The 26,720-nt window shown below is 41.4% G+C and carries 29 protein-coding genes; 27 read left to right on the top strand and 2 right to left on the bottom strand.

All coding sequences use genetic code 11. The features are described 5' to 3' along the window. Positions 1 to 45: 45 nt before the first annotated feature. From ABVJ71_RS09200 to ABVJ71_RS09170, 7 genes are all read left to right on the top strand, one after another. The gene (locus tag ABVJ71_RS09200) at positions 46 to 1,128 is read left to right on the top strand and encodes a D-alanine--D-alanine ligase (RefSeq protein ID WP_353853763.1); all 1,083 of its coding nucleotides are present in this window, start codon (positions 46 to 48) and stop codon (positions 1,126 to 1,128) included. An 81-nt stretch (positions 1,129 to 1,209) separates the two neighbouring features. After that, positions 1,210 to 2,574 (top strand): UDP-N-acetylmuramoyl-tripeptide--D-alanyl-D-alanine ligase, encoded by a 1,365-nt coding sequence (murF, locus tag ABVJ71_RS09195; protein ID WP_353853762.1) that lies wholly within the window; start codon positions 1,210 to 1,212, stop codon positions 2,572 to 2,574. Positions 2,575 to 2,600: 26 nt separating this feature from the next. Continuing rightward, positions 2,601 to 3,293: an alpha/beta fold hydrolase gene (locus ABVJ71_RS09190; RefSeq protein WP_353853761.1), complete on the top strand. Its 693-nt coding sequence runs from the start codon at positions 2,601 to 2,603 to the stop codon at positions 3,291 to 3,293. A gap of 201 nt (positions 3,294 to 3,494) precedes the next feature. Continuing rightward, positions 3,495 to 3,701 carry a hypothetical protein gene (locus tag ABVJ71_RS09185; RefSeq protein ID WP_353853760.1) on the top strand — a complete coding sequence of 69 codons (207 nt, stop codon included), beginning with the start codon at positions 3,495 to 3,497 and terminating at the stop codon, positions 3,699 to 3,701. Between the two features lie 193 nt (positions 3,702 to 3,894). After that, complete coding sequence (locus ABVJ71_RS09180) at positions 3,895 to 5,385, top strand: DEAD/DEAH box helicase (RefSeq protein ID WP_353853759.1); 1,491 nt, start codon at positions 3,895 to 3,897, stop codon at positions 5,383 to 5,385. Positions 5,386 to 5,503: 118 nt separating this feature from the next. Beyond that, the gene (locus ABVJ71_RS09175; protein ID WP_353853758.1) at positions 5,504 to 5,983 is read left to right on the top strand and encodes a PH domain-containing protein; all 480 of its coding nucleotides are present in this window, start codon (positions 5,504 to 5,506) and stop codon (positions 5,981 to 5,983) included. Then, positions 5,973 to 7,493: a PH domain-containing protein gene (locus ABVJ71_RS09170; protein WP_353853757.1), complete on the top strand. Its 1,521-nt coding sequence runs from the start codon at positions 5,973 to 5,975 to the stop codon at positions 7,491 to 7,493. Before ABVJ71_RS09175 ends, ABVJ71_RS09170 begins: the two co-directional genes overlap by 11 nt. 29 nt (positions 7,494 to 7,522) lie before the next feature. On the opposite strand, the gene ABVJ71_RS09165 is transcribed toward ABVJ71_RS09170, so the two are convergent. Next, positions 7,523 to 8,128 (bottom strand): rhomboid family intramembrane serine protease, encoded by a 606-nt coding sequence (locus ABVJ71_RS09165; protein WP_353853756.1) that lies wholly within the window; start codon positions 8,126 to 8,128, stop codon positions 7,523 to 7,525. A gap of 94 nt (positions 8,129 to 8,222) precedes the next feature. Here ABVJ71_RS09165 and acpS point away from each other — a divergent pair, with 94 nt between their 5' ends. The 14 genes from acpS (at position 8,223) to ABVJ71_RS09095 (ending at position 19,195) form a co-directional block, all read left to right on the top strand. Further along, positions 8,223 to 8,588 carry a holo-ACP synthase gene (gene acpS, locus ABVJ71_RS09160; RefSeq protein WP_353853755.1) on the top strand — a complete coding sequence of 122 codons (366 nt, stop codon included), beginning with the start codon at positions 8,223 to 8,225 and terminating at the stop codon, positions 8,586 to 8,588. Positions 8,589 to 8,747: 159 nt separating this feature from the next. Beyond that, positions 8,748 to 9,764, top strand: a complete 1,017-nt coding sequence (locus ABVJ71_RS09155; RefSeq protein WP_353853754.1) for an outer membrane lipoprotein carrier protein LolA — start codon at positions 8,748 to 8,750, stop codon at positions 9,762 to 9,764. A gap of 123 nt (positions 9,765 to 9,887) precedes the next feature. Continuing rightward, positions 9,888 to 11,069: an alanine racemase gene (gene alr, locus ABVJ71_RS09150; RefSeq protein ID WP_353853753.1), complete on the top strand. Its 1,182-nt coding sequence runs from the start codon at positions 9,888 to 9,890 to the stop codon at positions 11,067 to 11,069. 283 nt (positions 11,070 to 11,352) lie between these two features. Beyond that, on the top strand, positions 11,353 to 11,634 hold the full coding sequence (locus ABVJ71_RS09145; RefSeq protein ID WP_003214273.1) for a hypothetical protein: 282 nt from the start codon (positions 11,353 to 11,355) through the stop codon (positions 11,632 to 11,634). A 4-nt stretch (positions 11,635 to 11,638) separates the two neighbouring features. Further along, positions 11,639 to 11,989 carry a type II toxin-antitoxin system endoribonuclease NdoA gene (gene ndoA, locus ABVJ71_RS09140; RefSeq protein WP_003214169.1) on the top strand — a complete coding sequence of 117 codons (351 nt, stop codon included), beginning with the start codon at positions 11,639 to 11,641 and terminating at the stop codon, positions 11,987 to 11,989. Between the two features lie 115 nt (positions 11,990 to 12,104). Further along, positions 12,105 to 12,935 carry an RsbT co-antagonist protein RsbRA gene (locus ABVJ71_RS09135; protein ID WP_353853752.1) on the top strand — a complete coding sequence of 277 codons (831 nt, stop codon included), beginning with the start codon at positions 12,105 to 12,107 and terminating at the stop codon, positions 12,933 to 12,935. Between the two features lie 4 nt (positions 12,936 to 12,939). Next, positions 12,940 to 13,308, top strand: coding sequence for an RsbT antagonist protein RsbS (rsbS, locus tag ABVJ71_RS09130; protein WP_003214235.1), 369 nt, complete (start codon positions 12,940 to 12,942; stop codon positions 13,306 to 13,308). A gap of 2 nt (positions 13,309 to 13,310) precedes the next feature. Beyond that, positions 13,311 to 13,712 (top strand): anti-sigma regulatory factor, encoded by a 402-nt coding sequence (locus ABVJ71_RS09125; RefSeq protein ID WP_353853751.1) that lies wholly within the window; start codon positions 13,311 to 13,313, stop codon positions 13,710 to 13,712. 10 nt (positions 13,713 to 13,722) lie between these two features. Continuing rightward, positions 13,723 to 14,730, top strand: coding sequence for a PP2C family protein-serine/threonine phosphatase (locus ABVJ71_RS09120; RefSeq protein WP_353853750.1), 1,008 nt, complete (start codon positions 13,723 to 13,725; stop codon positions 14,728 to 14,730). 59 nt (positions 14,731 to 14,789) lie between these two features. Then, positions 14,790 to 15,116 carry an anti-sigma factor antagonist gene (locus ABVJ71_RS09115; protein WP_353853749.1) on the top strand — a complete coding sequence of 109 codons (327 nt, stop codon included), beginning with the start codon at positions 14,790 to 14,792 and terminating at the stop codon, positions 15,114 to 15,116. Further along, positions 15,116 to 15,604 (top strand): anti-sigma B factor RsbW, encoded by a 489-nt coding sequence (gene rsbW, locus ABVJ71_RS09110; protein WP_353853748.1) that lies wholly within the window; start codon positions 15,116 to 15,118, stop codon positions 15,602 to 15,604. The genes ABVJ71_RS09115 and rsbW overlap by 1 nt, the downstream gene beginning before the upstream one ends. Next, positions 15,570 to 16,358, top strand: a complete 789-nt coding sequence (sigB, locus tag ABVJ71_RS09105; protein WP_353853747.1) for an RNA polymerase sigma factor SigB — start codon at positions 15,570 to 15,572, stop codon at positions 16,356 to 16,358. The genes rsbW and sigB overlap by 35 nt, the downstream gene beginning before the upstream one ends. After that, entirely contained in the window at positions 16,358 to 16,957 is a 600-nt protein-coding gene (locus ABVJ71_RS09100) for a PP2C family serine/threonine-protein phosphatase (RefSeq protein ID WP_353853746.1), read from the top strand. The genes sigB and ABVJ71_RS09100 overlap by 1 nt, the downstream gene beginning before the upstream one ends. 75 nt (positions 16,958 to 17,032) lie before the next feature. After that, positions 17,033 to 19,195, top strand: coding sequence for a Tex family protein (locus ABVJ71_RS09095; protein WP_353853745.1), 2,163 nt, complete (start codon positions 17,033 to 17,035; stop codon positions 19,193 to 19,195). 19 nt (positions 19,196 to 19,214) lie between these two features. Here ABVJ71_RS09095 and cmpA read toward each other — a convergent pair whose 3' ends face one another. Next, on the bottom strand, positions 19,215 to 19,349 hold the full coding sequence (cmpA, locus tag ABVJ71_RS09090) for a cortex morphogenetic protein CmpA (protein ID WP_353853744.1): 135 nt from the start codon (positions 19,347 to 19,349) through the stop codon (positions 19,215 to 19,217). A gap of 98 nt (positions 19,350 to 19,447) precedes the next feature. Here cmpA and ABVJ71_RS09085 point away from each other — a divergent pair, with 98 nt between their 5' ends. The 6 genes from ABVJ71_RS09085 (at position 19,448) to ABVJ71_RS09060 (ending at position 26,696) form a co-directional block, all read left to right on the top strand. After that, a complete protein-coding gene (locus ABVJ71_RS09085; RefSeq protein ID WP_353853743.1) occupies positions 19,448 to 19,915 on the top strand; it encodes a SprT family protein in 468 nt (155 codons plus the stop codon). Positions 19,916 to 20,141: 226 nt separating this feature from the next. Then, complete coding sequence (locus ABVJ71_RS09080; RefSeq protein ID WP_353853742.1) at positions 20,142 to 21,119, top strand: thiamine pyrophosphate-dependent dehydrogenase E1 component subunit alpha; 978 nt, start codon at positions 20,142 to 20,144, stop codon at positions 21,117 to 21,119. Positions 21,120 to 21,139: 20 nt separating this feature from the next. Next, the gene (locus ABVJ71_RS09075; RefSeq protein WP_353853741.1) at positions 21,140 to 22,177 is read left to right on the top strand and encodes an alpha-ketoacid dehydrogenase subunit beta; all 1,038 of its coding nucleotides are present in this window, start codon (positions 21,140 to 21,142) and stop codon (positions 22,175 to 22,177) included. A gap of 17 nt (positions 22,178 to 22,194) precedes the next feature. After that, a complete protein-coding gene (locus ABVJ71_RS09070) occupies positions 22,195 to 23,325 on the top strand; it encodes a dihydrolipoamide acetyltransferase family protein (RefSeq protein WP_353853740.1) in 1,131 nt (376 codons plus the stop codon). A gap of 18 nt (positions 23,326 to 23,343) precedes the next feature. Then, positions 23,344 to 24,723 (top strand): dihydrolipoyl dehydrogenase, encoded by a 1,380-nt coding sequence (gene lpdA, locus ABVJ71_RS09065; protein WP_353853739.1) that lies wholly within the window; start codon positions 23,344 to 23,346, stop codon positions 24,721 to 24,723. A gap of 116 nt (positions 24,724 to 24,839) precedes the next feature. Continuing rightward, positions 24,840 to 26,696 (top strand): sigma-54-dependent Fis family transcriptional regulator, encoded by a 1,857-nt coding sequence (locus ABVJ71_RS09060; protein WP_353853738.1) that lies wholly within the window; start codon positions 24,840 to 24,842, stop codon positions 26,694 to 26,696. The last annotated feature ends 24 nt before the right edge of the window (positions 26,697 to 26,720 follow it).

Raw genomic sequence — 26,720 nt, 5'->3', positions numbered from 1 at the left:
AAGTGATAAGATAGTAAAGATGAATTTTAGTGGGGGGAGTATCCATTGAAAATAAGTTTAGGATTGGTTTACGGCGGAAAGTCAGCCGAACATAATGTTTCACTGCAAACAGCCCTTGCAGTTACGAAAGCACTTAATACTGATAAGTTTGATATACATCCAATTTACATTACAGAAGAGGGCGAATGGCTAAGAGGAGAAAAACTCACTGAACCAGTATCAAATGTGAAAATGCTTCAATTTGAACAAAAAACAAAGCCGTTTTTACCAACTTCTTTAAATGAAAACATGTTTCCACAGCCTGCTTCAACAGATGAAAAAATTGATGTTGTCTTTCCATTACTTCACGGGCCGAATGGTGAGGATGGAACAATTCAAGGTTTACTTGAACTGCTAAATATCCCGTATGTGGGAAATGGTGTTCTCGCTTCTGCAGCGGGAATGGATAAAATCATGATGAAAGATGTCTTTGCTCAGGCGGGACTCGCACAGGCAAAGTACCTTTCCTTTAATAGAAAAGATTATGAAAAAGCACAAGCAGACAGCTTAGAAAATGTTGAACAAGTGCTTGGATATCCTTGCTTCGTCAAACCTGCAAACATGGGATCAAGCGTTGGTATTAGTAAATGCCGCAGTAAAGAAGAGCTTGTGTCAGCATTTGACTTAGCTTTCCAATACGACCGTCGTGTTGTTGTGGAAGAAGGCGTAAGCGGAAGAGAAATAGAAATTGGCGTATTAGGAAATGACGAGCCGACATGCTCTGTTGTTGGTGAAATTGCACCAAAAACGGATTTTTATGACTATAAAGCAAAATATGAAGATGGCGATACAGACCTGATCATTCCGGCTAGTGTGTCAGAGGATGAATACAATACAATTCAAGATATGGCGATCAAGGCTTTTAAAGCCATTGATGGGTCTGGTCTTGTGCGTGCAGACTTCTTCTTAACGGAGGAAGGCAAAGTGCTGATTAATGAAGTGAATACAATGCCTGGATTCACACCATTTAGTATGTTTCCGTTGTTATGGAAACATACTGGTGTAGACTATCCTGAATTGATTGAAAAATTAGTGTCACTAGCAATCGAACGCCATCAAGAAAAACAAACCATTAAAACAACTTTTTAATGAGAGCAACAAGCAGACACTATCCAGCAGGTAGTGTCTCTTTTCCCTTCAAGTGAATTTGAGAAAGAGAGGCGAAAAATCATGATGAAACGTACAGTGGAACAAGTCGCCCAAATGGCTGGTGGAACATTATCTAATCCAGCTTTTGGCGGAGAGCAGATTCACGGAGTGACAACAGATACACGGAAGGTATCAAAAGGCGCACTGTTTATCCCGCTTATTGGGGAACATTTTAACGGTCACACATTTGCTTCTAAAGCAGTCGAGCTTGGAGCTGCAGCCGTACTTTGGAATCAAAAAGAAACACATCCTCCAAAAGACGTTCCAGTTATTTTTGTAGAGGATACATTGGCTGCTCTTCAGAAGCTGGCAAAAGCATACTTAAAAGAAGAAAATCCTCGTGTTGTAGGCATTACAGGAAGTAATGGAAAAACAACGACCAAGGACATGATTCATTCTGTGTTACAAACTGCATATCAAGTACACAAAACAGAGGGTAACTTTAACAATCACATCGGTCTGCCGCTGACGATCCTTGCCATGCCGGAAGGAACAGATATAGCGGTTTTGGAGATGGGCATGAGTGCAAAAGGAGAAATTGAATTTCTTTCAAACTTAGCTGAGCCTGATGCGGCTGTCATCACCAATATAGGGGAATCTCATATGCAAGATCTAGGTTCAAGAGAAGCGATCGCAGATGCGAAATGTGAGATCACTAGCGGATTGAAAGAGGACGGTGTCTTTTATTATCTAGGAGATGAGCCTTTGCTTCGCGACAGAGAAAAGGCACTTCATCACACTGTGAAAACCTTTGGAGAATCAAAGGACTGTGACATACGAGTGACCCACATCAATCAGCTTGCGGAAGGGACAGAATTTCAGGTCGAAGGGTATGCTCAGGCGTTTCTAATTCCTATATTGGGGAAACACAATGTAAAGAATGCGCTCGCTGCCATTGCAATTGGCCAGCATTTTGGGCTAACTGAAACACAAATTGCCCAAGGGCTAATGCAAACAAAATTAACAGGGATGCGTCTTGAGCTCTTTAAAACAGATAAAGGTATCACTGTTATTAATGATGCGTATAATGCAAGCCCAACATCTATGAAGGCGGCCATTGATCTTGTTGGCGATATGGACGGTTTTGCTAATCGTATTCTAGTGCTTGGCGATATGCTTGAGATGGGAAGCGAAGAGGAAACATACCATATTGAACTTGGTCAATACATCAAGCCGGAGTTTATTAATTATGTCATAACTTATGGACGTCTAGGTGCATTTATTGCCGAAGGAGCTAAAGAAGCTTTTGGAGAGACGCGCGTTTTTTCTTACATGGACAAAGGAGATTTGAAGAAAAAACTGGCTGAAGTAGCTGGACCTGATGATGTTGTTCTTGTGAAAGCTTCCCGCGGCATGAGATTGGAAGAAGTCATTACTGCACTATAAAAGTTAGCGGCAAAGAAGGTGACAGAATGATTGGCTGTCTATGTATACACGGTTTTACTGGAGCCCCTTATGAGGTAGAACCGCTGGCGCTGTATTTAAAGCAGACGACAGATTGGAACGTGCAGTCTGTCACTCTTCCGGGGCATGGCGACGAGCTTCAGTTGAAAGGAATTCTGTATCAGGAATGGATTGCGACGGCTGAGCTTGAGCTGTTATCTCTCTATCGAACATGCGACACCATTTTTTTGATAGGCTTTTCAATGGGGGGGATGATTGCCTCTTACTTAGCAGCCAAATATCCAATTGCCCGTCTTGTTCTTTTAAGTGCTGCTGCCAAATATGTGAACCCAAAACAAATGTTTCAAGACACAAGACAGATGGTAAAAGAGTCCCTATCTGGATTGATTGATACAAATCCTTTGTATGATCGGTATCGTCATAAGCTGTCGAGCACGCCGCTGTCGGCCGCTGTAGAATTTATGAAGCTAGTGAAGCAAACAAAGAGCTCCCTTGAGAAGCTTCATCTCCCCGTTTTAATTGTACAAGGAGAAAGCGATGGAATTGTTCCCGCTTCTAGTGCAGAGTTCATTTATCATAAAATCCCGTCCAGTCAGAAAGAAATGTTCTTTTTACCCGATTGTAAACATCATGTATGCCATGAACCTTGTGCACAGCAATTGTTTGAGAAAGTAGAGCAATTTTTAAAAAAATCATTTTAATAATATAGAAAAACCAAAATGTGGTTAAACTAATATCAATTGAATCCCACTAGTTAAAACTTCCAACATTTTTGTCGAATGAATGGCATGCCTATGTTACAATAGGAAAGAAAAGGTGGTCGATTCGGTTGTTTCAATATGACGGAAAACCATTTACCCCTCAGTCTAATTTGAGCAATTGGGAAGTACTGATGAAACCATATGTCAATATCGTCAGAGTGGTTAGATTTTAACAGATTCATATCAAGCGGCAGTATTTTTACTGGTGTTCTTGACGGAAATGTCAATGTTCAGTTCAGATACCAACATGTGAGCAAAGACGGCAGTTTGAAAAGCGGCTCTTATCATTCCACTCCTAGTCGGTTAGAAATCAGGAAGATTCAACGATTAGAAAAGTGGACAGAATGAAGGCGAGTCTGTCATTGAGGAACAGTAGATATATCCATTTCTGTTTTGTTGAAAAACAAATAGTGTAATGGTAAGATATAATATAGGGTAATTCGGGCTTTGTATATAATGGACCTGTCCTTTCGGAAAAGGACAGTTTTTAATGATCATTCACGAGATTACTGAAACAGCAATTAGAAGGAGTTTGAATAATTTGACTATAACGTTTCAAGATTTTCAATTAAGCGAAAGTCTCATGAAGGCTATTAACCGCATGGGATTTGAAGAAGCAACACCGATTCAAGCAGAAACAATTCCTCTTGGTCTTCAAAATAAAGATGTCATCGGACAAGCACAAACAGGTACAGGAAAAACAGCAGCATTTGGTATTCCTCTGGTTGAAAAAATCGACCCAGCGTCTCCTAATATCCAAGCGATTATTATTGCGCCAACAAGAGAGCTTGCAATTCAAGTGTCTGAAGAGCTATATAAAATCGGCCAAGATAAGCGTGCACGCGTACTTCCGATTTATGGTGGACAAGATATCGGTCGCCAAATCCGTTCGCTCAAGAAAAATCCTCATATTATCGTAGGGACTCCAGGACGTTTACTCGATCACATTAACCGTCGTACAATGCGTCTTCAAAATGTTGAAACAGTCGTGCTTGATGAAGCAGACGAAATGCTGAACATGGGTTTCATTGAGGACATTGAATCGATCCTTTCAAACGTACCAAGTGAACACCAAACACTTTTATTCTCTGCGACAATGCCAGCACCAATTAAGCGCATTGCAGAACGTTTTATGACAAATCCAGAGCATGTCAAAGTCAAAGCAAAAGAAATGACTGTATCTAACATCCAACAGTTCTACTTGGATATTCACGAACGTAAGAAATTTGATACATTGACACGCCTTCTTGACATTCAATCACCAGAGCTTGCAATTGTATTCGGTCGTACGAAACGTCGTGTTGATGAATTGACTGAAGCTCTAAACCTTAGAGGCTACACAGCAGAAGGGATCCATGGTGACTTGACGCAAGCGAAGCGAATGGTGGCTCTTCGTAAATTCAAAGAAGGTGCAATCGATGTGCTTGTTGCGACAGACGTTGCAGCACGTGGGCTTGATATCTCTGGTGTGACACACGTTTATAACTTTGACGTACCTCAAGATCCAGAGAGTTATGTCCACCGTATTGGACGTACAGGACGTGCTGGACGTACAGGTATGGCGGTGACATTTATCACACCACGTGAAAAAGATATGCTTCGTGCGATTGAACAAACGACAAAGCGCAAAATGGATCGTATGAAAGAACCAACTTTAGATGAAGCGATCGAAGGACAACAGCAAGTAACCGTTGATCGACTGCGTACAATCATTAGTGAGAATAACTTAAACTTCTACATGACAGCAGCTGCTGAATTGTTAGAAGATCATGATTCAGTAACAGTTGTTGCGGCTGCCATTAAAATGATGACAAAAGAGCCGGATGCAACTCCTGTTCGTTTGACAGATGAAGCACCAATGATTTCAAAACGCAATCGTAACAACCGAAGCTCTTCTAAACGTAGAGATAGCGGTGGCGGAGGCGGCTATCGCGGGAAAAGCCGTTCATCTTACGGTGACAAAAAGCGCTCATCTAATGATCGCAATCGTTCTTCTAGCGATCGTCGTCAAAAGAAATCGTATAACAGCTAATTCCAATACAAGAGCGAATCCTTTGCAGGGTTCGCTTTTTTTTTACAGGAATTATTGAAACTTTCTAGGTCTTGTTTCGTAATATATTGATAGAATCGTAAGAGAATGGGGGAAGAATGTGAGAAAGCAGCCGCAACGTCAAATAAGTTTAAATGGACTAAAGGTATGGCGTATTCAAAATGGAATGATCTCATTGATTTTCTTACTCATCATCATTGGGGTATTTGTTGCTAGTTATTATTTTCAATGGCCGTATTGGATTGGAGCCATTCTTGTTGGAGTATGGGTCCTTCAAGCCATTCTCGGCATTTGGTTGATACCGAAAATCAGGCATCACATATGGCGCTATGAAGTATTTGAAAACGAAATTGAAATACAGCATGGGCTTATTCGTGTCACCCGGGTGATTGTGCCTATGGTACGTGTTCAGCATGTGGATACATCTCAGGGTCCTCTTTTAAGGCGTTATCACCTAGCATCTGTTCAAATTTCTACTGCTGCCACGGTTCATCATATTCCAGCGTTAGATTTAGAAGAAGCGGATGAACTTCGTGATTACATATCTCGTTTAGCAAGGGTGACGGAAGATGATGTCTGAACCAAAACGTGTGCATCCGATTTCGATGTTCATTGATTTTATAAAAGATGCTGTATTCTTGATTAAAAATCTGATCATTCCTTTTTTTGTGATCGGTTTTGTAAACTCGAATTCGACTATTCGTTTTTATGCTTTTATCCTTCTTGGTTTGCTTCTTTTGTGGCAAGCTGTTTCGACCGTATTAGAATGGAGAAGATTTACTTATCGACTGGAAGACGATGAATTTCGCGTCGAGTCCGGTGTTTTGACGAAAAAGAAGAAATATATATCATTAGAACGAATTCAGACAGTGAATACAAGTGAAGGAATTTTTCAGCGGATTTTCGGTTTGGTTCGCGTGCAAATTGAAACGGCTGGAGGTACGGATGGTCCAGAGGTGAGCCTAACGGCAATTACAAAAGCGGAGGCGGAACAATTAAAACAGGCTATTTTTAACCGCAAGAAAAGCCTACAACAAGAGGGAGAAGCATCGGAAGAAACAGGTGACGTGCAGCACGATCAACTGTTCAAACAAGAACCTGTCGAGGAAGAATTACACGTCACATATCGTATGAAAGCTCCGGAGCTCCTCTTAGCTGCCTCTACTTCAAGCGGCATCGGTGTCATTATTTCGGGTTGTCTCGCCATCTACACACAAATAGATGAAATTCTCCCTTTGGATGGATTCGTCAAGAGGTTTTCCTTTTTAAGTCATGCAAGTATTGAAATCTATGCGATACTCATCTTTCTTGCGGTATTGATTGCTTGGGTACTGAGTGTTGGTGTAACAGCGCTCCAATATGCTAACTTTGTAGCAAAAAGAAAAGGAAATGACATCATCATCACAAGAGGATTCATTGAGAGACACCAAATGACGATCCCACTCTCGCGAATCCAAGCGGTTAAAATCAAAGAAAATTTGATCCGTGAACCTTTCGGATTCGCCACTGTGATGCTCGTTAGTGCAGGAGGTTCAATGTCAGAAAAAGAGACATCTTCTGTTTTATTCCCACTTATTCAGAAAAAAAGAATCAATGAATTATTGTCACTGTTTACAGACCACTACCAGCTCGAACCGGAGCTGAAAAAAGTGCCAAGGCGTTCACTCAAACGGTACTTGATCTCATATGGTTTTTTCCCTTTGATCTTCGGTGTGATTCTTTCAGTGCATTTTCCGCCGTGGGGGTATTTAGCTCTGATCCCATTCCTAATTGCCCTTTTCTTTGGCTATTTAGCCTATAAGCAATCAGGTTATGCAATAAGAGATCAAATGATTCAGATGACGACAAGAGGCATAGGTAGAACAACAGGAATTGTTTTGAGAAAACGAATGCAAAACTATACAATGACGCAATCCTATTTCCAAAAAAAAGGCCGTATCGCAAGTATTCACACGTTTGTGAAATCCTCTATACTGCTGGATTCCTTTGGTGTACATCATCTTGAAGAGGAGGATGCCAAACGGGTATTTGATTGGTATTCCTACGAAAAAAATAAATCTTCTAAAAAAATGTCGATTCGCTCCTCATAGAAAAGGAGTGATCGACATTTTTTATGAGGCTAAAAGCGCCTTTTTTTAGATTGAAAGATCAGCGTCAACGGCGCCAGAATCATGCCTCCAATCAAACCAAAGAAGTGGGCCATGATGTTAATGTTCGAATTGAAGAACGTCATGATGGCGGATACACCGAGAATCGTTAAGATGACTTGAGAGTTACTGCGGTCCATCATGTGCGGTTTAAATAAGACAAGATAAAGATAGACGCCAAACAAACCGAAAATCGCCCCAGAAGCACCGACATGCACATATTCTAATGGTTCAATCCAATAGGTTCCGAGATTGCCAATGATGCCTGCTCCAAGATAAATGATGAGGAAGCGCACCTTACCAAGCAAATTCTCAAGTGCTGGAGCAAATAAAAAAATAGACATGGAATTGAATAAAATGTGTGTCAGACTCCCGTGAAGAAAGATAGGTGTGACCAGCCGCCACCATTCACCCTCTGCTACCCCGTAGTTGAATCCAACGAGATGGTCTTGCCCAAGCTGTATCAGAGGGATAGGAATGGCAAATAAAAGCCACAGACCGATTTGTAGCGCAAGGATCGCTGTAACGATTGGATACGATCTGATAAATTGTTGAAAGCTCTCCGTTCGAATAAACATAATAAACCCCTTTTGCCAAGATAATGGTAAGTTAATAGTAACACGTTTATGAAGCAAACATAAAAAATAGTACGAGTAACATAGGAGGGATCTCATGATTAAAGGGATTGGTATTGATATTGTAGAGATCAACCGGCTTTCTCGAGTGCTCTATAGACAGCCTCGTTTTCCAGAACGGATTTTGACACCATTTGAACAGGGCGTTTATAGAACGTTAAGTGGAAAGAGACAGATAGAGTTTCTGGCAGGACGTTTTGCGGCTAAGGAAGCCTTCTCGAAAGCCTATGGTACTGGTATCGGACAGTATCTCAATTTTCATGACATTGAAATACATAAAGACGACAGCGGGAAGCCTTTAGTGAAAAGTGAGAAAACAAAGGGTGACAAGGTCCATTTGTCTATTACACATACACGAGAATATGCCGTTGCACAAGTTTTAATTGAAAGGTTGTCAAGCTAGTCTGCATATTGTTTGTCCCCTCTTCATATATTGGGTAGTGCGATAAGGAAGGGCGAGTTGCTAACAGGCTTTGATGGTTCGCGGTACGCAGTTGACTTTCAGGCGTACTGTTAAAGTCAAACAAGCGGTTTCTTCCTTTTAACACAATTGACGAAGGGGTTGAAAAGGGTGAGAAAAAGCTTTGTTTTGCTTGTAACGGGGATCCTTTTTGTATTGATTCTCTCCGCATGTGGTCAAAAATCTCAGCAGGATATCGTTAGAGATTTAAACAAAAAGGCAGAGGAAATGACATCATACAAAGCCAAAGCAAAAATGACCATTGAGACAGGAAATGAACCGCAGAAGTACCAAGTGGAAATTTGGTACAAGAAGCCGGATCTTTACCGTGTCTATTTAGAAAATCCGAAAAGGGATCAGAGTCAAGTCATTTTAAGAAATGGCAATGGTGTGTTTGTGCTGACACCTTCTTTGAACAAAAGTTTCCGTTTCCATAGTGATTGGCCAAATAACAGCAGTCAGGTCTACTTATTTGAATCACTAGTGAAAGACATTAAAAATGACAGCGCAGCCCAGTTCAAAGCGAAAGAGTCGAAATACATTTTCGAGACCAAAACCAATTATCAGCACAATCAAATGCTGCCTACACAAGAAATTACATTCCATAAAAAAACAATGGCGCCTGTCAGTGTGAAAGTGCTGGACAGCGACAAAAAGCCAATGGTGAAAGTAGAATTCTCTCATTTTGAATTCAATAAATCCTTTGACAAAGATGCCTTTGATGAGAAGAAAAACATGACGCTCTCTCAAATGGATGTGGCGACAAGTGCGAACCCGTCAGACAGCTTTGCGGTGAAAACGCCAGTCGATATGCCAGAGGGAGTGAAGAAAATGGAAGAGAAAGAAATGACAACCGATGCCGGTAAACGATATGTCATTACGTATGGCGGAAAAAAATCCTTTACGCTCATTCAGGAAAAAGCGAGAGTGGCAGAAGCATCTACACCTGTGACAATGAACGGGGAGCCGGTTGATCTTGGTATGACTGTCGGCGTCTTAACAGACCGATCTCTTTCTTGGACATCTGACGGGGTTGACTACTTAATTTCGTCGAGTGACTTATCGAAAGAAGAGCTCTTGATGGTGGCGAGAAGTGTAGAAGGACAATCAGCTAAATAAATGGGTTTCTCAAATAGAACGTCAGCCCTGTGCAAGGGCTGATTTTTTGATTTGTTTCACATTATTCTTTATTTTTAGTATCATAATGAAAGTATTGAATCATCCAATAGGGAAGTGTAACTGATGGACACCAATGGTTTTTATAGAGACACATGGGCAGAAATTAATTTAACAGCAATCAAGCATAATGTTTCACATATGAAAGACCATATTGGAAAAAAAGTTCAATTGATGGCTGTAGTGAAAGCCAATGCATATGGACATGGAGATATAGAAATCGCAAGAGCAGCTCTCAAAACAGGTGCAGACTTGTTAGCAGTCGCCTTTTTAGATGAGGCTATTTCTTTAAGAAATAAAGGCGTCAAAGCACCGATTCTTGTACTTGGCGCAGTACCGCCTGAGTATGTCAAAGTCGCAGTCAGATACAATGTCATCATGACGGCTTACTCGCTTGAGTGGCTAAGAGATGTGATTCAACTTGCCAAAGGACATATTGGACAACCTATTCGTTTTCATTTGAAAATGGACAGCGGGATGAATCGTTTAGGTGTGAAAACAGTAGAGCAAGTAAACGAAGTCAAAGAGCTTGTAGGCAATCATTCATTTTTACAGTTGGAAGGAGTATTTACTCACTTTGCGACAGCAGATGAGAAGGATAAAGACTACTTTGACTTGCAAGTAGACAAGTTTAAAACGCTGCTTCAACCGCTTCATACTGAAAAATTGCTGGTTCACTGTGCCAACAGTGCTGCAGGTCTTCGGTTCAAAGAGGTCTTGTTTAATATGGTTCGTTTCGGCATCAGCATGTATGGACTGTCTCCTTCAGAAGAGATGAAAGATGAGTTGCCTTTCAAGCTGGAAGAGGCGTTGTCTCTGCATACAAAACTTGCCCACGTGAAGCTCATTCAAAAAGGAGAGAGTGTCAGCTATGGAGCCACATATACAGCCTATCAAGATACATGGATTGGTACCGTTCCGATTGGCTATGCAGATGGCTGGATTAGAAAGCTAGCAGGAACTGAAGTTCTTGTTGGTGGAAAGCGTCAGAAGATCGCTGGAAGGGTGTGTATGGATCAATTCATGGTTGAACTGAAAGAAGCCTATTCTGTTGGAGAGCCAGTTGTTCTCATTGGTACTCAAGGAGAGGAAAAGGTATCAGTCGATGAAGTGGCAAAGCGTTTGGAGACCATTAACTATGAAGTGACTTGCTCCATCGCTCATCGCGTTCCAAGAGTGTATATAGAGGATGGCAAAAGAGTTCATGTGCGTAATCCACTGCTTCAAAACGGGCCAAGCTTTTTATAGATCACTTCTGGAATCCATGCTGACACCGTTCTCTTTTTTTCTACAGAGAAGAAATAAAAATTCTCACCTTTTCGGAGATTTTGGAAATGCCGTATGATTTTCGGAAAAAAGCGTATAATGGGAAAGAGGAACTCCATTATCATCTTGATTTACGGGTGACCGAACGCACCATCATCTAAAAAGAAATCATGAAACAGCTTTGCTTACGCATTGAATAATGGTATGATTAATCTTGGAATGGATCGAAACGGTATCCGTAAGTTTTTGTGGAGGTGTATGTTTTTTGTCTGAATCCAGTGCAACAAACGAAATGAAGATTCGACTGCCCGAGGCTTTGATGTCTGAAATCGAACGAGTAGCAGAGCAGGATAAGGTAACAAGAAATGAATTGATTTACCGAGCGACAAAAACGTATATTCGTGAACGTAATATTCGACAAAATCGTGAATCGATGAGACGCGGCTACATGGAGATGGCGAAAATCAATCTGAATATTTCTTCAGAGGCACAATACGCAGAATTTGAGGCTGAGAATACAGTTGAGCGATTAGTCAGCGGGGGTTAAACATTTGATTGTTAAACGCGGTGATGTTTACTTTGCTGATTTATCTCCTGTTGTTGGCTCCGAGCAGGGCGGGGTTCGCCCAGTATTGGTGATCCAAAATGACATTGGAAATCGCTTCAGCCCGACTGCTATCGTTGCAGCCATAACAGCCCAAATACAAAAAGCGAAATTACCGACTCACGTCGAAATTAATGCAAAACGCTACGGCTTTGAACGGGATTCTGTCATTCTTTTAGAGCAGATTCGTACGATTGATAAGCAAAGGTTGACAGATAAGATCACACATCTTGATGATGAAATGATGGAAAAGGTTGATGAGGCCTTACAAGTGAGTTTGGCTCTTATTGATTTTTAATATGGTTTCATTTGGTTGCTCACTGAAGAGCAACTTTTTTTGTGTTCATTTTTTATTAACGCTATAATGGAGAAAGAATGAAAGTAGTGCTTTTTATGTATGTAGGGGGTAAATTATGTCGAATCATATCGTGTTAGCTTTCACAAGAGCGCACCAAAAGGAATTAGAAAAGGAATGGACTGACATCTTCAAAAGACTTGGAGAAGAAGAAACGGACATGATGCTAAACGATCAAATGTATGAAACGATTTGTTCGGAATATGTCCAGCTCATTATTACATCCATTTCAGAAGGCTATACTGAAGATTTTGAAGAAAAAGTGCAGTCTTTTGCTTTAAAAATTGTACAAATGGGTATTTCGCTTAAGTTGCTGACAAATGGACTTACAGAAATCCGTACACACTTATACCAAAAAATGAACAGCGACAAAGAAACAATAGAAGAAAGTGATGATTTAATTTGGGAAATTGATCGATTCATTACACCGGTTCATAACGAAATATTAAATCATTACTCCATCTCATGGGAGAAAACTGTTAACCTCCAAAAAATTGCGTTACAAGAACTATCTGCTCCGTTGATTCCAGTGTTTGAGAACATCACCGTCATGCCTCTTGTTGGAACAATTGATACAGATCGTGCGAAAAAGATCATGGAAAATCTGCTAAATGGCGTCGTGAAGCATAGATCACAGGTTGTCTTAATCGACATTACCGGTGTACCTGTTGTCGATACAATGGTGGCACACCATATCATTCAAGCGTCAGAGGCTGTGAGATTAGTAGGTGCGAAGTGCTTATTGGTCGGTATTCGTCCAGAAATCGCCCAAACCATCGTCAACCTCGGAATTGATTTATCTCAAGTTACTACAAAGAATACCCTTCAAAAAGGAATTCAAACTGCTTTAGAAATGACAAATCGAAAAATTGTTTCATTGGAGGGATAACCCATTGAGAAATCACCCGAAGATTCCAATCTTAAAATTATATAATTGTCTTCTAATCTCCATACAGTGGGAGCTTGATGACCAAACTGCTCTTCACTTTCAAGAAGACTTGCTGAATAAAATCCATGAAACAGGAGCGAACGGTGTTGTCATTGACCTAACGTCTGTTGATATGATTGATTCATTTATCGCAAAAGTATTAGGCGATGTGATTACCATGTCTAAGCTCATGGGGGCAAAAGTGGTATTAACAGGAATACAACCTGCTGTCGCTGTGACTCTGATTGAACTTGGTATATCACTAGAAGAAATTCAGACAGCATTAGATCTTGAACAAGGGCTTGAGACACTGAAGCGGGAATTGGGGGAATAGGTATGAAAAACCAATCCTGTGTAAAAATTTTGACGGAATGGGACATAGTTGCGGCAAGACAACTGGGACGAAATGTTGCAAAAGAACTGGGTTTTGGAACAGTTGACCAAGCAAGAATTACAACGGCCATTTCAGAGTTAGCTCGAAACATCTATTTATACGCTGGTAAAGGTCAGATTTGTATAGAAGAAGTGATGGAGCGTGGAAAGCGTGGACTCAAAGTCATCGCAGCCGATGAGGGGCCCGGTATTATGGATATTCGCAAAGTGATGGAAGATGGATTTTCCACATCAGGCGGACTCGGAGCAGGTCTTCCAGGAGTTAGAAGACTAATGGATGATTTTAAACTGGATTCTGCACCGAAACAAGGAACGGAGATACAAGCTGTCAAGTGGCTTCGCTAGGAGGGAAACCATGGATTTTAAGGAGGTAATGGAGCAGCGGTATTATCAGCTGCTCAGTCGTTATATCAGTGATTTAACTGAAACATCACTTTATCAGGCTCAAAAATTTAGCCGAAAAACCATTGAGCATCAAATACCTCCTGAAGAAATAGTAAGTGTTCACCGAAAAGTGATTCAGGAGCTTTACCCTGATTTGCCGAAAGATGTCTTTCATTCACTAGACTTCTTAATCGAAGTTATGATAGGATACGGACTTGCTTATCAAGAGCATTTAACACTCAGAGGCATTCAGCAAGAAATTAAATCAGAAATCGAAATCGCTGCGAATGTTCAGCAGACCCTTCTGGAAACTAAAATTCCAGAAGGAGATACATTTGATATCGGAGCCATTAGTGTGCCTGCAAAACAGATGAGCGGAGATTATTACCACTTTGTGACAGATCACGATACGATCAATATCGCAATTGCTGATGTCATCGGGAAGGGCATACCCGCAGCGTTATGTATGTCGATGATTAAGTATGCGATGGATTCCCTGCCAGAGTCAGGAAGCGGTCCAACAAAGGTGTTAAAAACCCTTAATCGTGTGGTCGAACAAAATGTGGACCCAAGTATGTTTATCACCATGTTCTATGGCAGCTATAATACAGTGACCCATGAATTTAAATATGCATCGGCTGGTCATGAGCCGGGCTTTTTCTATTCCAAAAAAGAGAATCAATTTTACGATGTAGACGCTAAAGGACTTGTACTTGGTATAGCCCCAGACTTTGAATACAGACAGTATGAGAAGCATTTGGATGAAGGAGATATGGTGATCCTATTCTCAGACGGCGTAACAGAATCAAAGTCAGAGGATGGTTTTTTAGATCGGGAGGATATCAAAACGCTCATATCAGAGCATTTATCTTACTCTGCTCAGGAAATGGTCGATGCCATCTATGCTAGTTTATTAAAGCTGCAAGATTTTCAGTTGCATGATGACTTTACATTACTTGTCCTCAAAAGAAAGGTTTAGAAAGTGGCTATGCGGGTATATAAAATTCAAGCAAACAAGAATCTTGAGGTGAATGCATAATGAATATGGCTGTGAAAGAGCATCAAATAGATCAAAAAACGAAAATCAGTGTCAGCGGAGAAATCGATGTTTACTCCGCTCCTGAACTAAGAGAAACGCTTATGCCTAAAGCTGAGCGAGGGGAGCATCTTGAAATCTGTTTGAAGGATGTTTCTTATATGGACAGTACTGGTTTAGGTGTATTTGTCGGATTGTTTAAAGCGACTCAAAAAGCTGGTGGAACGTTGAAGCTTGAGAACTTGTCAGATCGGCTTGTAAGGTTGTTCGAAATTACTGGATTAAAGAGCATCATTGACATATCTGCAAAGTCAGAGGGTGGGGTATAATGAACGAATCAGTGGATCTAATTGAGATGAAAGTACCGGCAAAACCAGAATACGTAGGCATTATTCGTCTGACTCTTTCAGGCATCGCAAGCAGAATGGGCTATGCTTATGAAGAGATTGAGGACTTAAAAATTGCGGTCAGTGAGGCTTGCACAAATGCTGTCCAGCATGCCTACAAAGATGAAGGTGGTGAAGAAGGCGAGGTAGCGGTTCGCTTTCTTGTCTATGATGATCGACTAGAAATCATTGTCGCTGATCAAGGCGGAAGCTTTGACTTTAAACAAAAGCAGGAAAACCTTGGACCTTACACATCTGCTCATACGGTCGATCAATTGGCAGAAGGAGGTCTTGGTCTATATTTAATGCAAACATTGATGGATGAAGTCGAGGTGCAAGCGAACTCCGGAGTTACTGTGGCGATGACAAAGTTTTTAAACAGGGAGCGAGTTGACCATGACACAACCATCCAAAACTATGAAACTAACTAAAGATGAAGTAGATCGCCTGATCCAAAGCTATCAAATGAATCAAGACGAAAAGGCGCAACTAACGCTCGTAGAATGCTACACAAATCTTGTAGATATGCTGGCGAAGAAATACTCCAAAGGTAGAAGCTTTCATGAGGACCTAAGGCAAGTTGGAATGATTGGCTTACTTGGCGCAATGAAGCGTTATGACCCGCTTGTCGGTAAATCATTTGAAGCCTTTGCGATTCCAACCATTATTGGGGAGATCAAACGCTTTTTACGAGATAAAACATGGAGTGTCCATGTGCCAAGGCGTATTAAAGAGCTTGGACCGAGAATTAAAATGGCGGTCGATCACCTGACAACGGAGAAGCAAAAATCACCAAAAGTACAGGAGATTGCTGAATATCTCGATGTGACTGAAGAAGAAGTTCTTGAAACAATGGAGATGGGCAAAAGCTATCAGGCGCTGTCTGTTGATCAAAGCGTAGAGGCTGATTCTGAGGGCAGTACTGTGACCATTTTAGATGTTGTCGGCTCACAAGAAGAAGGATACGAACGAGTGAACCAAAAATTGATGCTTGAGAGTGTGCTGCATGTTTTGACTGACAGAGAAAAAGATATTATTAATTTAACGTATCTGCAAAACAAAAGTCAGAAAGAAACAGGCGATTTACTCGGAATATCACAAATGCATGTATCGAGACTGCAACGAAAGGCAGTTAAAAAGCTACGAGATGCATTATCAGAAGATGCGTCTATGGAGCTAGGGTGATGAGGCATTTTGAACAACATGAGCATGTAAATGCTATCATCTATCAATCAAGCAAAGAAGGTAAATCATGCTGTGGGGACAGTTTTTTTATTAAAGCAGATGATGAAGAACTAATTTGTGCTGTAGCAGACGGATTAGGCAGCGGCCAGTTCGCCAATGAATCATCTTCTTTAGTCAGCAAAATTGTCGAAGAATATGGACATGAAGATGTCACAACCCTCATTGACCGATGCAATCAAGCCATGAAAAATAAACGGGGGGCCACTGTCGCCATTTTAAAGGTACATTTTCCACAGCAGCAATTTACCTATTGTTCGGTTGGAAATATCCGATTTATCTTGAATGCACCATCAGGCCACTATATTTACCCACTTCCGACATTGGGATACTTGTCCGGTAAACCGAGAAAATATAAAACATACACCTATTCTTATGAAAAAGGATCGACATTCATTATGTATTCAGACGGACTGAATGTACCAAACATGCGTATGTGTTTGAAACATGGCCAGTCAGTTGCAGACATCGCAAAACAGCTTGAAACATACACACAAGATAAAAAGGACGATCTTACCTATGTACTTGGTCAGCTCATGTAAAATAGCTGACCTTTTTTCTGTTTTGCCGTTTTTTTGATACACTAAAAGAGAAGACACAGTGAGGGGATGCAAAGAATGAAGACATCTGATTTTTTATTGAAACAAATTGCAGCAGAATTAAAGCTTTCAACGAAACAAATTGAAAGCGTGATCCAGCTATTAGAGGATGGGAACACCGTCCCGTTTATTGCACGTTACCGAAAAGAGCAGACAGGTTCACTGGACGAAGTGCAGATTCAAACCATTTCGGAACGCTATACATATATCCAAAATGTCATGAACCGAAAAGAAGAAGTCATACGCTTAATAGCTGAACAAGACAAACTCACAGAAGAATTAAAACAAAAAATCGAACATGCTCATAAGCTTCAAGAGGTCGAAGATTTATACAGACCATTCAAACAGAAACGAAAAACAAAGGCAAATGTAGCAAAAGCAAAAGGATTGGAGCCGCTAGCAGAATATTTGCTGACACTGCCGCGCGAGGGCGACATCAAGAAGCAAGCATCTGCTTATGTCAATGAAGAAAAAGAAGTGACAAGTGTAGAAGAAGCGCTAGAAGGAGCGCAGCACATCATTTCGGAACAACTTGCAGACGATCCTGATATGCGTAAGTGGATTCGCAGTGAAACGTATCAAAAGGGTACCCTGATCACCAAAGGGAAAGACGTTGAAAATGATGAGAAGAACGTGTATGAAATGTACTATGATTATCAAGAGCCGATCAAAAAGATTGTGCCCCATCGTGTACTTGCAGTGAATCGAGGAGAGAAAGAAGGTATTTTAAAGGTCACGATCGAACCACCTGCTGAAAATATCCGCCATTATCTTGAAAAACAAGTCATCAAAGGTAAACAGACGGCAGCGAGAACGTATATGGAAACAGCGATTGACGATGCTTACAAACGACTGATTCAACCTTCAATCGAACGTGAAATACGAAAAGAGCTCACAGAAAAAGCCGAAGAACAAGCCATTCATATTTTTGCAGAAAACTTAAGAAAACTCCTACTTCAGCCGCCGATGAAAGGGAAGCGTGTGCTTGGTATTGATCCTGCATTTAGAACAGGCTGTAAATTAGCTGTCGTTGATGATACGGGGAAAGTACATCATATTAGTGTGATCTATCCGCATCCACCCGTACAAAAACAAGCGGAAGCAAAACAAAAAGTAAAAGACATCATTCAATCATTCAAGATTGATGTCATTGCGATTGGAAACGGAACAGCATCAAGAGAGACTGAACAATTCATTGCAGAACTCATTCAGGAAATAGATCAGCCGGTTTCATATTTGATTGTAAATGAAGCAGGGGCAAGTGTATATTCTGCATCTGCATTAGCGAGAGAAGAGTTTCCAGACTTACAAGTGGAGGAAAGAAGTGCGATTTCAATTGCGAGAAGATTACAGGATCCATTAGCAGAGCTTGTGAAAATTGATCCAAAATCAGTCGGGGTAGGTCAATATCAGCACGACGTCAGTCAAAAGCAATTAAACAGCTCATTAACCTTTGTCGTTGAAACGGTGGTAAATCAAGTCGGCGTGAACGTAAATACAGCCTCACAGGCACTTTTGCAATATGTTGCGGGTTTGTCAAAAGCAGTAGCTGGTCACATTGTGAAACGCCGTGAAGAAATTGGAAAATTCACAAGCAGAAAAGAGCTGAAGGATATTCCGAGACTTGGGGCCAAAACATACGAGCAGTGTATCGGGTTTCTGCGTATCTTAGATGGACAAGATCCACTTGATCGTACAGGGATTCACCCAGAAAGCTATAAGGAAACAAAACAATTCCTTCGCATGATAAAGATGACACCAGCTGACATTGGAACGGAACAATTAAAAGAGAAAATCGCTGAGGTGAATCTGAATGAAGCAGCAGAACAGCTTCAAATTGGTCACATTACATTACAAGATATCATCGATCAGCTGACAAGACCTGAGCGAGATCCGCGTGATGAAGTACCAAAACCGCTTTTAAAAACTGATGTGTTGAAATTGGAGGACTTGAAGCAAGGAATGGAGCTTCAAGGAACTGTGAGAAACGTTGTAGACTTTGGCGCATTTGTGGATATTGGTGTGAAGCAGGATGGACTAGTCCATATTTCGAAACTGAGCAATCGTTTTGTCAAGCATCCGCTTGACGTCGTGTCTGTCGGTGACATTGTGACAGTATGGGTTGACTCGGTTGATCAGGCAAAAGGACGTGTCGCCCTCTCCATGCTGAAGCCAGAGTAAACAAAAAACGAGGCGCACCTTAGGATGGGGTGTGCCTTGATGCAACTGAATGCTTTCTTCTATAGAAGTACCAACACTGATTGAGCAATTTAATTTGATAATGATTTTTTTCATAAAATGCCTTCTGCATCTGATTTTTCAGCCAGTTGGGCATCTCCCATTCCTCCTTTGATCGAAACAGTGGGTTACCTCCAATGTATGCAAAGGAGAAATTGTCCCGTTCAATGTTTTTTAGGAAAGGAACGATCTTGATTGAACCAGCCCGAATTGCAACAACTGACAGAGCAAATTTCCCGTCAATTGTTTGGAAAAGAATTCCTTCATCAGGCAGTCTTTAATGACCGTTTAAAAACGACTGGTGGAAGATATTTACTTGCAACACACGATATTGAATTGAACCGTCAATACTTAGAGGAGCATGGAAGAGATGAATTAATCGGTATCATTAAACACGAGCTGTGCCATTATCATCTGCACTTAGAAGGTAAAGGCTATCAGCACCGTGATCGCGAGTTTAAAGAGTTATTGAAACAAGTAGGAGCCCCGCGCTTTTGTACACCATTAAAAGCTGTACAAAACAAGCGTCGTGTGCAAAAACGCCATGACTACGTTTGTACAGGGTGCGGCCAGCATTTTATAAGGAAAAGACGGTTTGATACCTCTCGCTATGTTTGCGGTAGCTGTCAGGGAAAATTGAAGTGGCATCGTACGATAAAATAAGTGTGATAAGCATTCCTATTGGGGATGCTTTTTTCTTTGTGTACAAATAACTTACCCATATAGGAACGAAAAAGAGACATATCGAGACAAAAAGAGACTCAAGTCTCTTTTTGTCTCTTTTTAAACCAGTTTGAATCGTTTAAAGCCCATGTTTAACGTTTCATCATGTTGGCACGCTTTTTGCTTATAGATAAGTGCAAGAAAAAAAGATAGGAGGTTTTACAATATGGAAGTCGTATTGACAAAAGAAAAAGCGGTATGGATGTATCAAAAAATGCTGGAGATCCGCCAGTTTGAAGATCAAGTACACACACTTTTTACGAAAGGAATTTTGCCAGGATTTGTCCATCTTTACGCTGGTGAAGAAGCTGTAGCTGTAGGAGTATGCGCCCACCTGAACGAAAAAGACAGTATCACAAGTACACACCGTGGTCATGGGCACTGTATAGCAAAAGGCTGTGATCTAAAAGGAATGATGGCAGAAATCTATGGAAAAGCCACAGGTCTCTGTAAAGGAAAAGGAGGGTCAATGCACATCGCAGATTTTGATAAAGGAATGCTTGGTGCCAATGGAATAGTCGGAGGTGGCTTTCCGCTGGCGTGTGGAGCAGCACTAACTGCCAAATATAAAAAGACAAAAAATGTAAGCGTTTGCTTTTTTGGGGATGGTGCAAACAATCAAGGCACATTTCACGAAGGAATCAATCTCGCTGCCATCTGGAAACTGCCTGTCATCTTCATCGCAGAAAACAATGGCTATGGGGAAGCCACACCGTTTTCCTATGCTTCAAGCTGTAAAGCAATCGTAGATCGAGCCGCCGGCTATAACATCCCGGGGATTCAAGTAGATGGCAAAGATGTGCTGGCAGTTTATCAAGCAGCAGAACAAGCAATTGAACGAGCGAAAAATGGAGAAGGGCCAACATTGATTGAATGCATGACATATCGGAATTATGGTCATTTTGAAGGAGATGCCCAGCGTTACAAAACAAATAAGGAAAAAACAGAACATCAAGAAGAAAAAGATGCTATTGCTCTTTTTAGAAATGAATTGTTAAAGAAACAATGGCTTACTGATGCAGAGATGTCTAGCATTGAAGAGGCTGTAGCGGAAGCGATAGAGGAAGCCGTTAGATTTAGTGAAGAAAGTGAATATCCAGATCCGGCAGAATTACTGAAAGACGTGTATGTTTCATATCAATAAATCAGAAAGGGGAAGAGAAAATGACAAGAGAATTAAGTATGTCTAGTGCATTGAATGAAGCGATCAAACTTGCGATGAGAAGAGACGAGTATGTCATTTTAATGGGAGAAGATGTTGCCGGAGGCGCTAATGTGGATCACTTGCAGGATGATGAAGCATGGGGCGGTGTTCTCGGTGTAACAAAAGGTCTTGTACAGGAGTTTGGACGTGAACGCGTCCTTGACACACCGATTAGTGAAGCTGGCTATATCGGCGCCGCTATGGCTGCTGCATCAACAGGGCTAAGACCGATTGCAGAACTCATGTTTAATGATTTTATCGGCACCTGTCTGGACCAAGTGCTTAACCAAGGGGCGAAATTCCGTTACATGTTTGGCGGAAAAGCAGAGGTGCCCATTACAATCAGAACGACACATGGGGCGGGTTTCAGAGCAGCCGCACAACATTCACAAAGTTTGTATGCACTATTTACAAGCATTCCTGGATTGAAAGTGGTTGTCCCTTCATCTCCGTACGATGCCAAAGGGTTGCTACTGGCAGCGATTGAGGATCAGGACCCAGTCATCTTTTTTGAAGACAAAACGCTGTACAATATCACAGGAGACGTTCCAGAGAAATATTACACACTACCGCTCGGCAAAGCAGATGTAAAGCGGGAGGGCACTGATGTTACCATCTTTGCAGTAGGCAAACAGGTCCATACATCACTTGAAGCGGCAGAACAATTAGCAGCTCAAGGAATTGAAGCTGAGGTCATTGATCCAAGATGCTTGTCACCACTTGATGAAGAGGCCATTCTTGCTTCTGTAGAAAAAACAAATCGGCTTGTCATTGTGGATGAAGCGAACCCAAGATGCGGGATTGCCGCAGATATTGCCTCTTTAGTAGCTGATAAAGGATTTGACTTACTTGATGCCCCAATCAAAAAAGTGACGGCGCCTCATACACCGGTTCCATTTTCACCACCTCTTGAAGATAGCTATTTGCCGACACCTGATAAGGTTGTGAGCACCGTATTAGAAATGATTGGCCAAAATCAAGACAAGATACTGAACTAAAGAAAGGAGAGAGGAATATGGCTGTCGAGGTTGTGATGCCAAAATTGGGAATGTCAATGAAAGAAGGCACGGTTTCCATGTGGAATAAACAAGTCGGAGAAACCGTAAATAAAGGGGAAAGCATTGCAAGCATCAACTCAGAAAAAATTGAAATGGAGATCGAATCGCCTGCTAAAGGAACTGTGTTGGATATCAAAGTGCCAGAAGGAGAAGGTGTACCGCCTGGCACCGTCATCTGCTATATCGGTGAAGTAGATGAAAAGGTTGAAGAAAAGACAGAAAGAGACTCACAGCCAAAAGCAAAGAAAGAGAGGAAGAAAATCTCCCCTGTTGCTCGAAAAATCGCTAACGGCGCAAACCTGGACATTGATACGCTAGTGGGGACAGGACCAGGCGGGAGAATTACGAAAGCGGACGTGCTTCAGACACTTCATGATCAGAAAGAGAAACAAACAAATAAGACGGATCATCAACCTGTCAACACGATGCGAAAAACAATTGCCTCACGAATGATGGAAAGCCTACAAACAAGTGCACAACTAACGATTACGATGAAAGCGGATGTGACAAAACTCATCAAATTACAACAACAGTTAAATGAAACAGCCATAGCACGTCACGATACAAAACTGACTATGACCGATTTTGTAGCCAAAGCAACCATTCTTTCATTATTAGAGCATTCTAATATGAACAGTCAATTTCAAGATGGGAAAGTAGTAGCTTTTGAGCATGTTCATCTCGGGATAGCTACTGCTTTAGATGACGGCTTGGCTGTTCCGGTTATTCGACATGCGGAACGACTATCACTCATTGAGCTAGCGAAGAATATCAAATTGTATGGCAAAAAAGCACGTGAAGGCAAGCTTGTTCATGATGAAATCAAAGGTTCTACCTTTACGATCACCAATCTTGGTGCTTATGGTGTAGAGTATTTCACGCCGATTTTGAATCCACCGGAAGCAGGTATTCTTGGCGTCGGAAAAACGTATGAGACACCTGTTTATCAAGATGAGGAATTATGCAAAGGCACCATACTTCCTCTCAGTCTGACATTTGACCATCGTGCACTGGACGGGGCACCAGCTTCCGCATTTTTATCAACGGTGAAAGCATATTTAGAAGAACCGGTATCCATTCTTTTATAGAAAGAAGGTGTAAGAAGCATGACTCTTGCCATTATAGGAGGCGGACCTGCAGGATATGTGGCGGCGATTACAGCCGCTCGTTTCGGAAGGAAAGTCGTGTTGATTGAGCAAGGCCCACTGGGAGGTACCTGTCTCAATGAAGGCTGTATTCCAACCAAATCGCTTTTACAGAGCGCAGATATGTATGAAAATGTGAAGTCAGCAGCAGATTTTGGAATTGAGCTTCCGGGAGAAAGGCCAGTCATCCAATGGGCTACCGTTCAAAACCGGAAACAATCGGTCGTCAAGCAACTGACAGACGGCATTCACTATTTAATGAATAAAAACAAGATTAACGTCGTGAAAGGGAAGGCATCTTTTTTATCTGAGCATGAGATCTTAATTGAAAGTCAAGGGAAGTCTGAAGTCATTCAAGCAAAACAAATCATCATTGCATCAGGATCAGCACCTGCTGCCTTACCTTTTGCACCATTTGACGGAAAATGGATAATCCACAGTAGGGAGGCGATGTCGCTTCCATCAATACCAGCATCACTTTGTATCATTGGTGGAGGCATTATCGGCTGCGAATTTGCAAGTATCTTCAGTAGAATGGGTACAAAAGTTGTCATGGTTGAACAGGCAGAACACATTTTACCTGAAGAAGATTATGATATTTCACAATGTCTTCACGATACACTTGCGGAAGCAGGAGTGGAAATCTTGACAAAAGCGATTGTAAGACAGCTTGATACAGCCTCTAAGAAAATTGTAATTGAGAGAAAAGAAGCTGAACAATTTGAAATCCAGTCTGACCTTTGTTTAGTGGCAATTGGTAGAAAGCCGCGGCTTAATGAGTTGAACCTTGACCAGATTGGCATTCAATTTGACAGCAACGGGATATGGGTCAATGAACATATGCAAACAAATCTTCCGCATATATATGCATGCGGAGACGTCACTGGAGGAGTCCAACTTGCACACGTTGCTTTTCATGAAGGCACGATAGCTGCATCTCACGCATCAGGCGAAGATGTAAGAGTCAATGATCACGCCATTCCTAGATGCATCTATACTTCCCCAGAAATCGCAAGTGTTGGTTTAAATGAAGAAAAGGCTAGACATCAGTATGGGGATATTCGGGTAGGTAAATTTTCATTTTCTGCAAACGGAAAAGCATTGATTCTCAATCAGCCGATTGGTCAAGTGAAGATCATTGTAGAGCCGCAATACCAAGAAATTTTAGGTATATCAATCATTGGTCCGAATGCAACGGAATTGATTGGACAGGCGGCGGTGATGATGCATACAGAGTTGACTGCCGATACGTTAGAGCAATACATTGCTGCACATCCGACACTTTCAGAGGCGATTCACGAAGCCTTATTGCAAACAAGTGGACGAGCGGTGCACTGCTGAAACAGTAAACACACTTCACATCACTCATCTCGATGTGTTATGACAGCGACTAATGTCTTTGAAAGCGCTTTTATAATGATCTATAATGAGGAAAAAGCCCTTGAGGAGAGGATGAAATGAATTCGACGCCTTGCTATTTAAATACATGGAAACGTTTTGTTCGAGAAGGTTTGCTTGACAGATCCCGTCTGAATAAAAGAGTGATGGAATCATGGCACAGATGTAAAAAGGCAAATGTAAATCCATATTTAGATAAAGGACAGTCGATTTTAAAAAAGGAATTATTCAACGCTCAAAAAAAGAAGCACTCATTATTTCTAGAAGTCGCTCTTCCCTACTTAAATAAAATCAGTCAACAATTAAAAGAATCTGAAATGATGGCGTTACTCATTGATGCAGATGGCTATGTACTAAGTCTGACCGGAAGTCAAAGGACTCTGTCAGAAGCAAGAAAAATTAATTTCGTTGAAGGGGTGCGCTGGACCGAAGCAGATGTAGGAACGAACGCTATCGGAACTGCGCTAGTAATCGGGGAGGCTGTAACAATTAACGGTACGGAACATTTTTCTGTCGCTTCCCATCAATGGAGTTGTTCAGCCGCCCCCATTCGGGATGCGGACGGCATGATCATAGGGATTATCAATATCTCCTGTATGACAGATAAAAGACACCCTATTATGCTTGGAATGGCTGCAACAATTGCCCATGCCATAGAACGAGAAATACAAGTTCACGCAAAGAGGAAAGAGATAGAACTGATCAGCCATTGTCTCCATCAGGTTGAAGCTGACGAACCGTTTGTAGTCTGTAATGAGAAAAAGCAAATTGTTTCAGCGAGCAGACCAATAAGGGAACGATTTTCAGACTGGTACGGTATGAATGTCGAACAGCTTATAGAAGATACATTTGTTACACTGGACAAGCAAATCATTCAGTCGGAACAAGACGGAAAAATGCTTGGAATGTCTTTTTCTCTCGGAGAAGTAGCACAAAGAGAATTGCCCAAAACATTTGTTTCGTATTTTCAGTTTCCAGGGGAAACAGGAGAAAGCAAGACCTTTCAAAAAACACTAAGCGAAATGAAACTAGCAGCTCAAACCGATGCAAATGTATATATTTGGGGAGAGACGGGTTCAGGAAAAGAACTGGCGGCTAGAGCCATTCATATGGGCAGCAACAGAAGTAACGAACCTTTTATTGCTGTCAATTGTGGTGCCATTCCTGAAAGCCTAATAGAAAGTGAATTATTCGGCTATGCTGAAGGGGCATTTACAGGGGCAAAACGCCACGGGGCAAAGGGGAAATTTGAACAAGCTCATAAAGGAACGATTTTTTTAGATGAAATTGGCGAAATCCCTTATGCGATGCAAGTCGCTCTACTTAGGGTCATCGAAGAAAGGAAGGTCGTACCTATTGGCGGGACACGTGAAATTCCTGTGGATATCAGAATCATCACGGCAACACACCGGAATATGAATGAATTGTTAGAGGAAGAGAAAATACGAGAAGATTTGTACTACCGCCTTCATGTCTATCCAATCAACATTCCGCCACTCAGGGAAAGAAAGGAAGATATCCCTGATTTATATCGTTATTATCAAAAGAAACACAAATGGAATGCCAAGTTTCCTGAATCATTTTTTCAGAAGTTACAGGATTACCATTGGCCTGGAAACATACGAGAGCTTTTTAATCTTTTTGAACATTTAAGGGTGCTGTTTCCTTCAGGAGGATGGATCGGTCCGTCTCAATATGCTTCGGTATTAGAGACGCTTCACCCGAAAAAGAAGGAACTGCATACGACCAATTGTAACAAGACTTCAAAAGAACTGACATATAGAGAACAAATTCAAAAGCAAATGGTCATAGAGGCACTGCACAAAACGAAAGGTCATGTGTCAGAAGCAGCGAGGTTAGCGGGGATACCGAGAAGCACTTTTTACAAGTGGCTCCGGAAGTTTAAGTTATCGTAAACCCTCTAGAGCAGGGTGACATTA

The organism is Bacillus sp. Bos-x628 (assembly GCF_040500475.1).
GTDB lineage: Bacteria > Bacillota > Bacilli > Bacillales > Bacillaceae > Bacillus > Bacillus maqinnsis.
This window is presented reverse-complemented; position numbering and strand designations above follow the sequence as displayed.

Coding starts and splice junctions, on each gene's coding strand:
- acpS (WP_353853755.1), top strand. CDS start 8,223: ATGATTAAAGGGATTGGTATTGATATTGTAGAGATCAACCGGCTTTCT.
- ABVJ71_RS09190 (WP_353853761.1), top strand. CDS start 2,601: ATGATTGGCTGTCTATGTATACACGGTTTTACTGGAGCCCCTTATGAG.
- ABVJ71_RS09060 (WP_353853738.1), top strand. CDS start 24,840: ATGAATTCGACGCCTTGCTATTTAAATACATGGAAACGTTTTGTTCGA.
- ABVJ71_RS09170 (WP_353853757.1), top strand. CDS start 5,973: ATGATGTCTGAACCAAAACGTGTGCATCCGATTTCGATGTTCATTGAT.
- ABVJ71_RS09115 (WP_353853749.1), top strand. CDS start 14,790: ATGAATATGGCTGTGAAAGAGCATCAAATAGATCAAAAAACGAAAATC.
- ABVJ71_RS09070 (WP_353853740.1), top strand. CDS start 22,195: ATGGCTGTCGAGGTTGTGATGCCAAAATTGGGAATGTCAATGAAAGAA.
- sigB (WP_353853747.1), top strand. CDS start 15,570: ATGACACAACCATCCAAAACTATGAAACTAACTAAAGATGAAGTAGAT.
- murF (WP_353853762.1), top strand. CDS start 1,210: ATGATGAAACGTACAGTGGAACAAGTCGCCCAAATGGCTGGTGGAACA.
- ABVJ71_RS09185 (WP_353853760.1), top strand. CDS start 3,495: ATGTCAATATCGTCAGAGTGGTTAGATTTTAACAGATTCATATCAAGC.
- rsbW (WP_353853748.1), top strand. CDS start 15,116: ATGAACGAATCAGTGGATCTAATTGAGATGAAAGTACCGGCAAAACCA.
- alr (WP_353853753.1), top strand. CDS start 9,888: ATGGACACCAATGGTTTTTATAGAGACACATGGGCAGAAATTAATTTA.
- cmpA (WP_353853744.1), bottom strand. CDS start 19,349: ATGCCCAACTGGCTGAAAAATCAGATGCAGAAGGCATTTTATGAAAAA.
- ABVJ71_RS09135 (WP_353853752.1), top strand. CDS start 12,105: ATGTCGAATCATATCGTGTTAGCTTTCACAAGAGCGCACCAAAAGGAA.
- ABVJ71_RS09075 (WP_353853741.1), top strand. CDS start 21,140: ATGACAAGAGAATTAAGTATGTCTAGTGCATTGAATGAAGCGATCAAA.
- ABVJ71_RS09095 (WP_353853745.1), top strand. CDS start 17,033: ATGAAGACATCTGATTTTTTATTGAAACAAATTGCAGCAGAATTAAAG.
- ABVJ71_RS09080 (WP_353853742.1), top strand. CDS start 20,142: ATGGAAGTCGTATTGACAAAAGAAAAAGCGGTATGGATGTATCAAAAA.
- ABVJ71_RS09120 (WP_353853750.1), top strand. CDS start 13,723: ATGGATTTTAAGGAGGTAATGGAGCAGCGGTATTATCAGCTGCTCAGT.
- ABVJ71_RS09165 (WP_353853756.1), bottom strand. CDS start 8,128: ATGTTTATTCGAACGGAGAGCTTTCAACAATTTATCAGATCGTATCCA.
- ABVJ71_RS09100 (WP_353853746.1), top strand. CDS start 16,358: ATGAGGCATTTTGAACAACATGAGCATGTAAATGCTATCATCTATCAA.
- lpdA (WP_353853739.1), top strand. CDS start 23,344: ATGACTCTTGCCATTATAGGAGGCGGACCTGCAGGATATGTGGCGGCG.
- ABVJ71_RS09125 (WP_353853751.1), top strand. CDS start 13,311: ATGAAAAACCAATCCTGTGTAAAAATTTTGACGGAATGGGACATAGTT.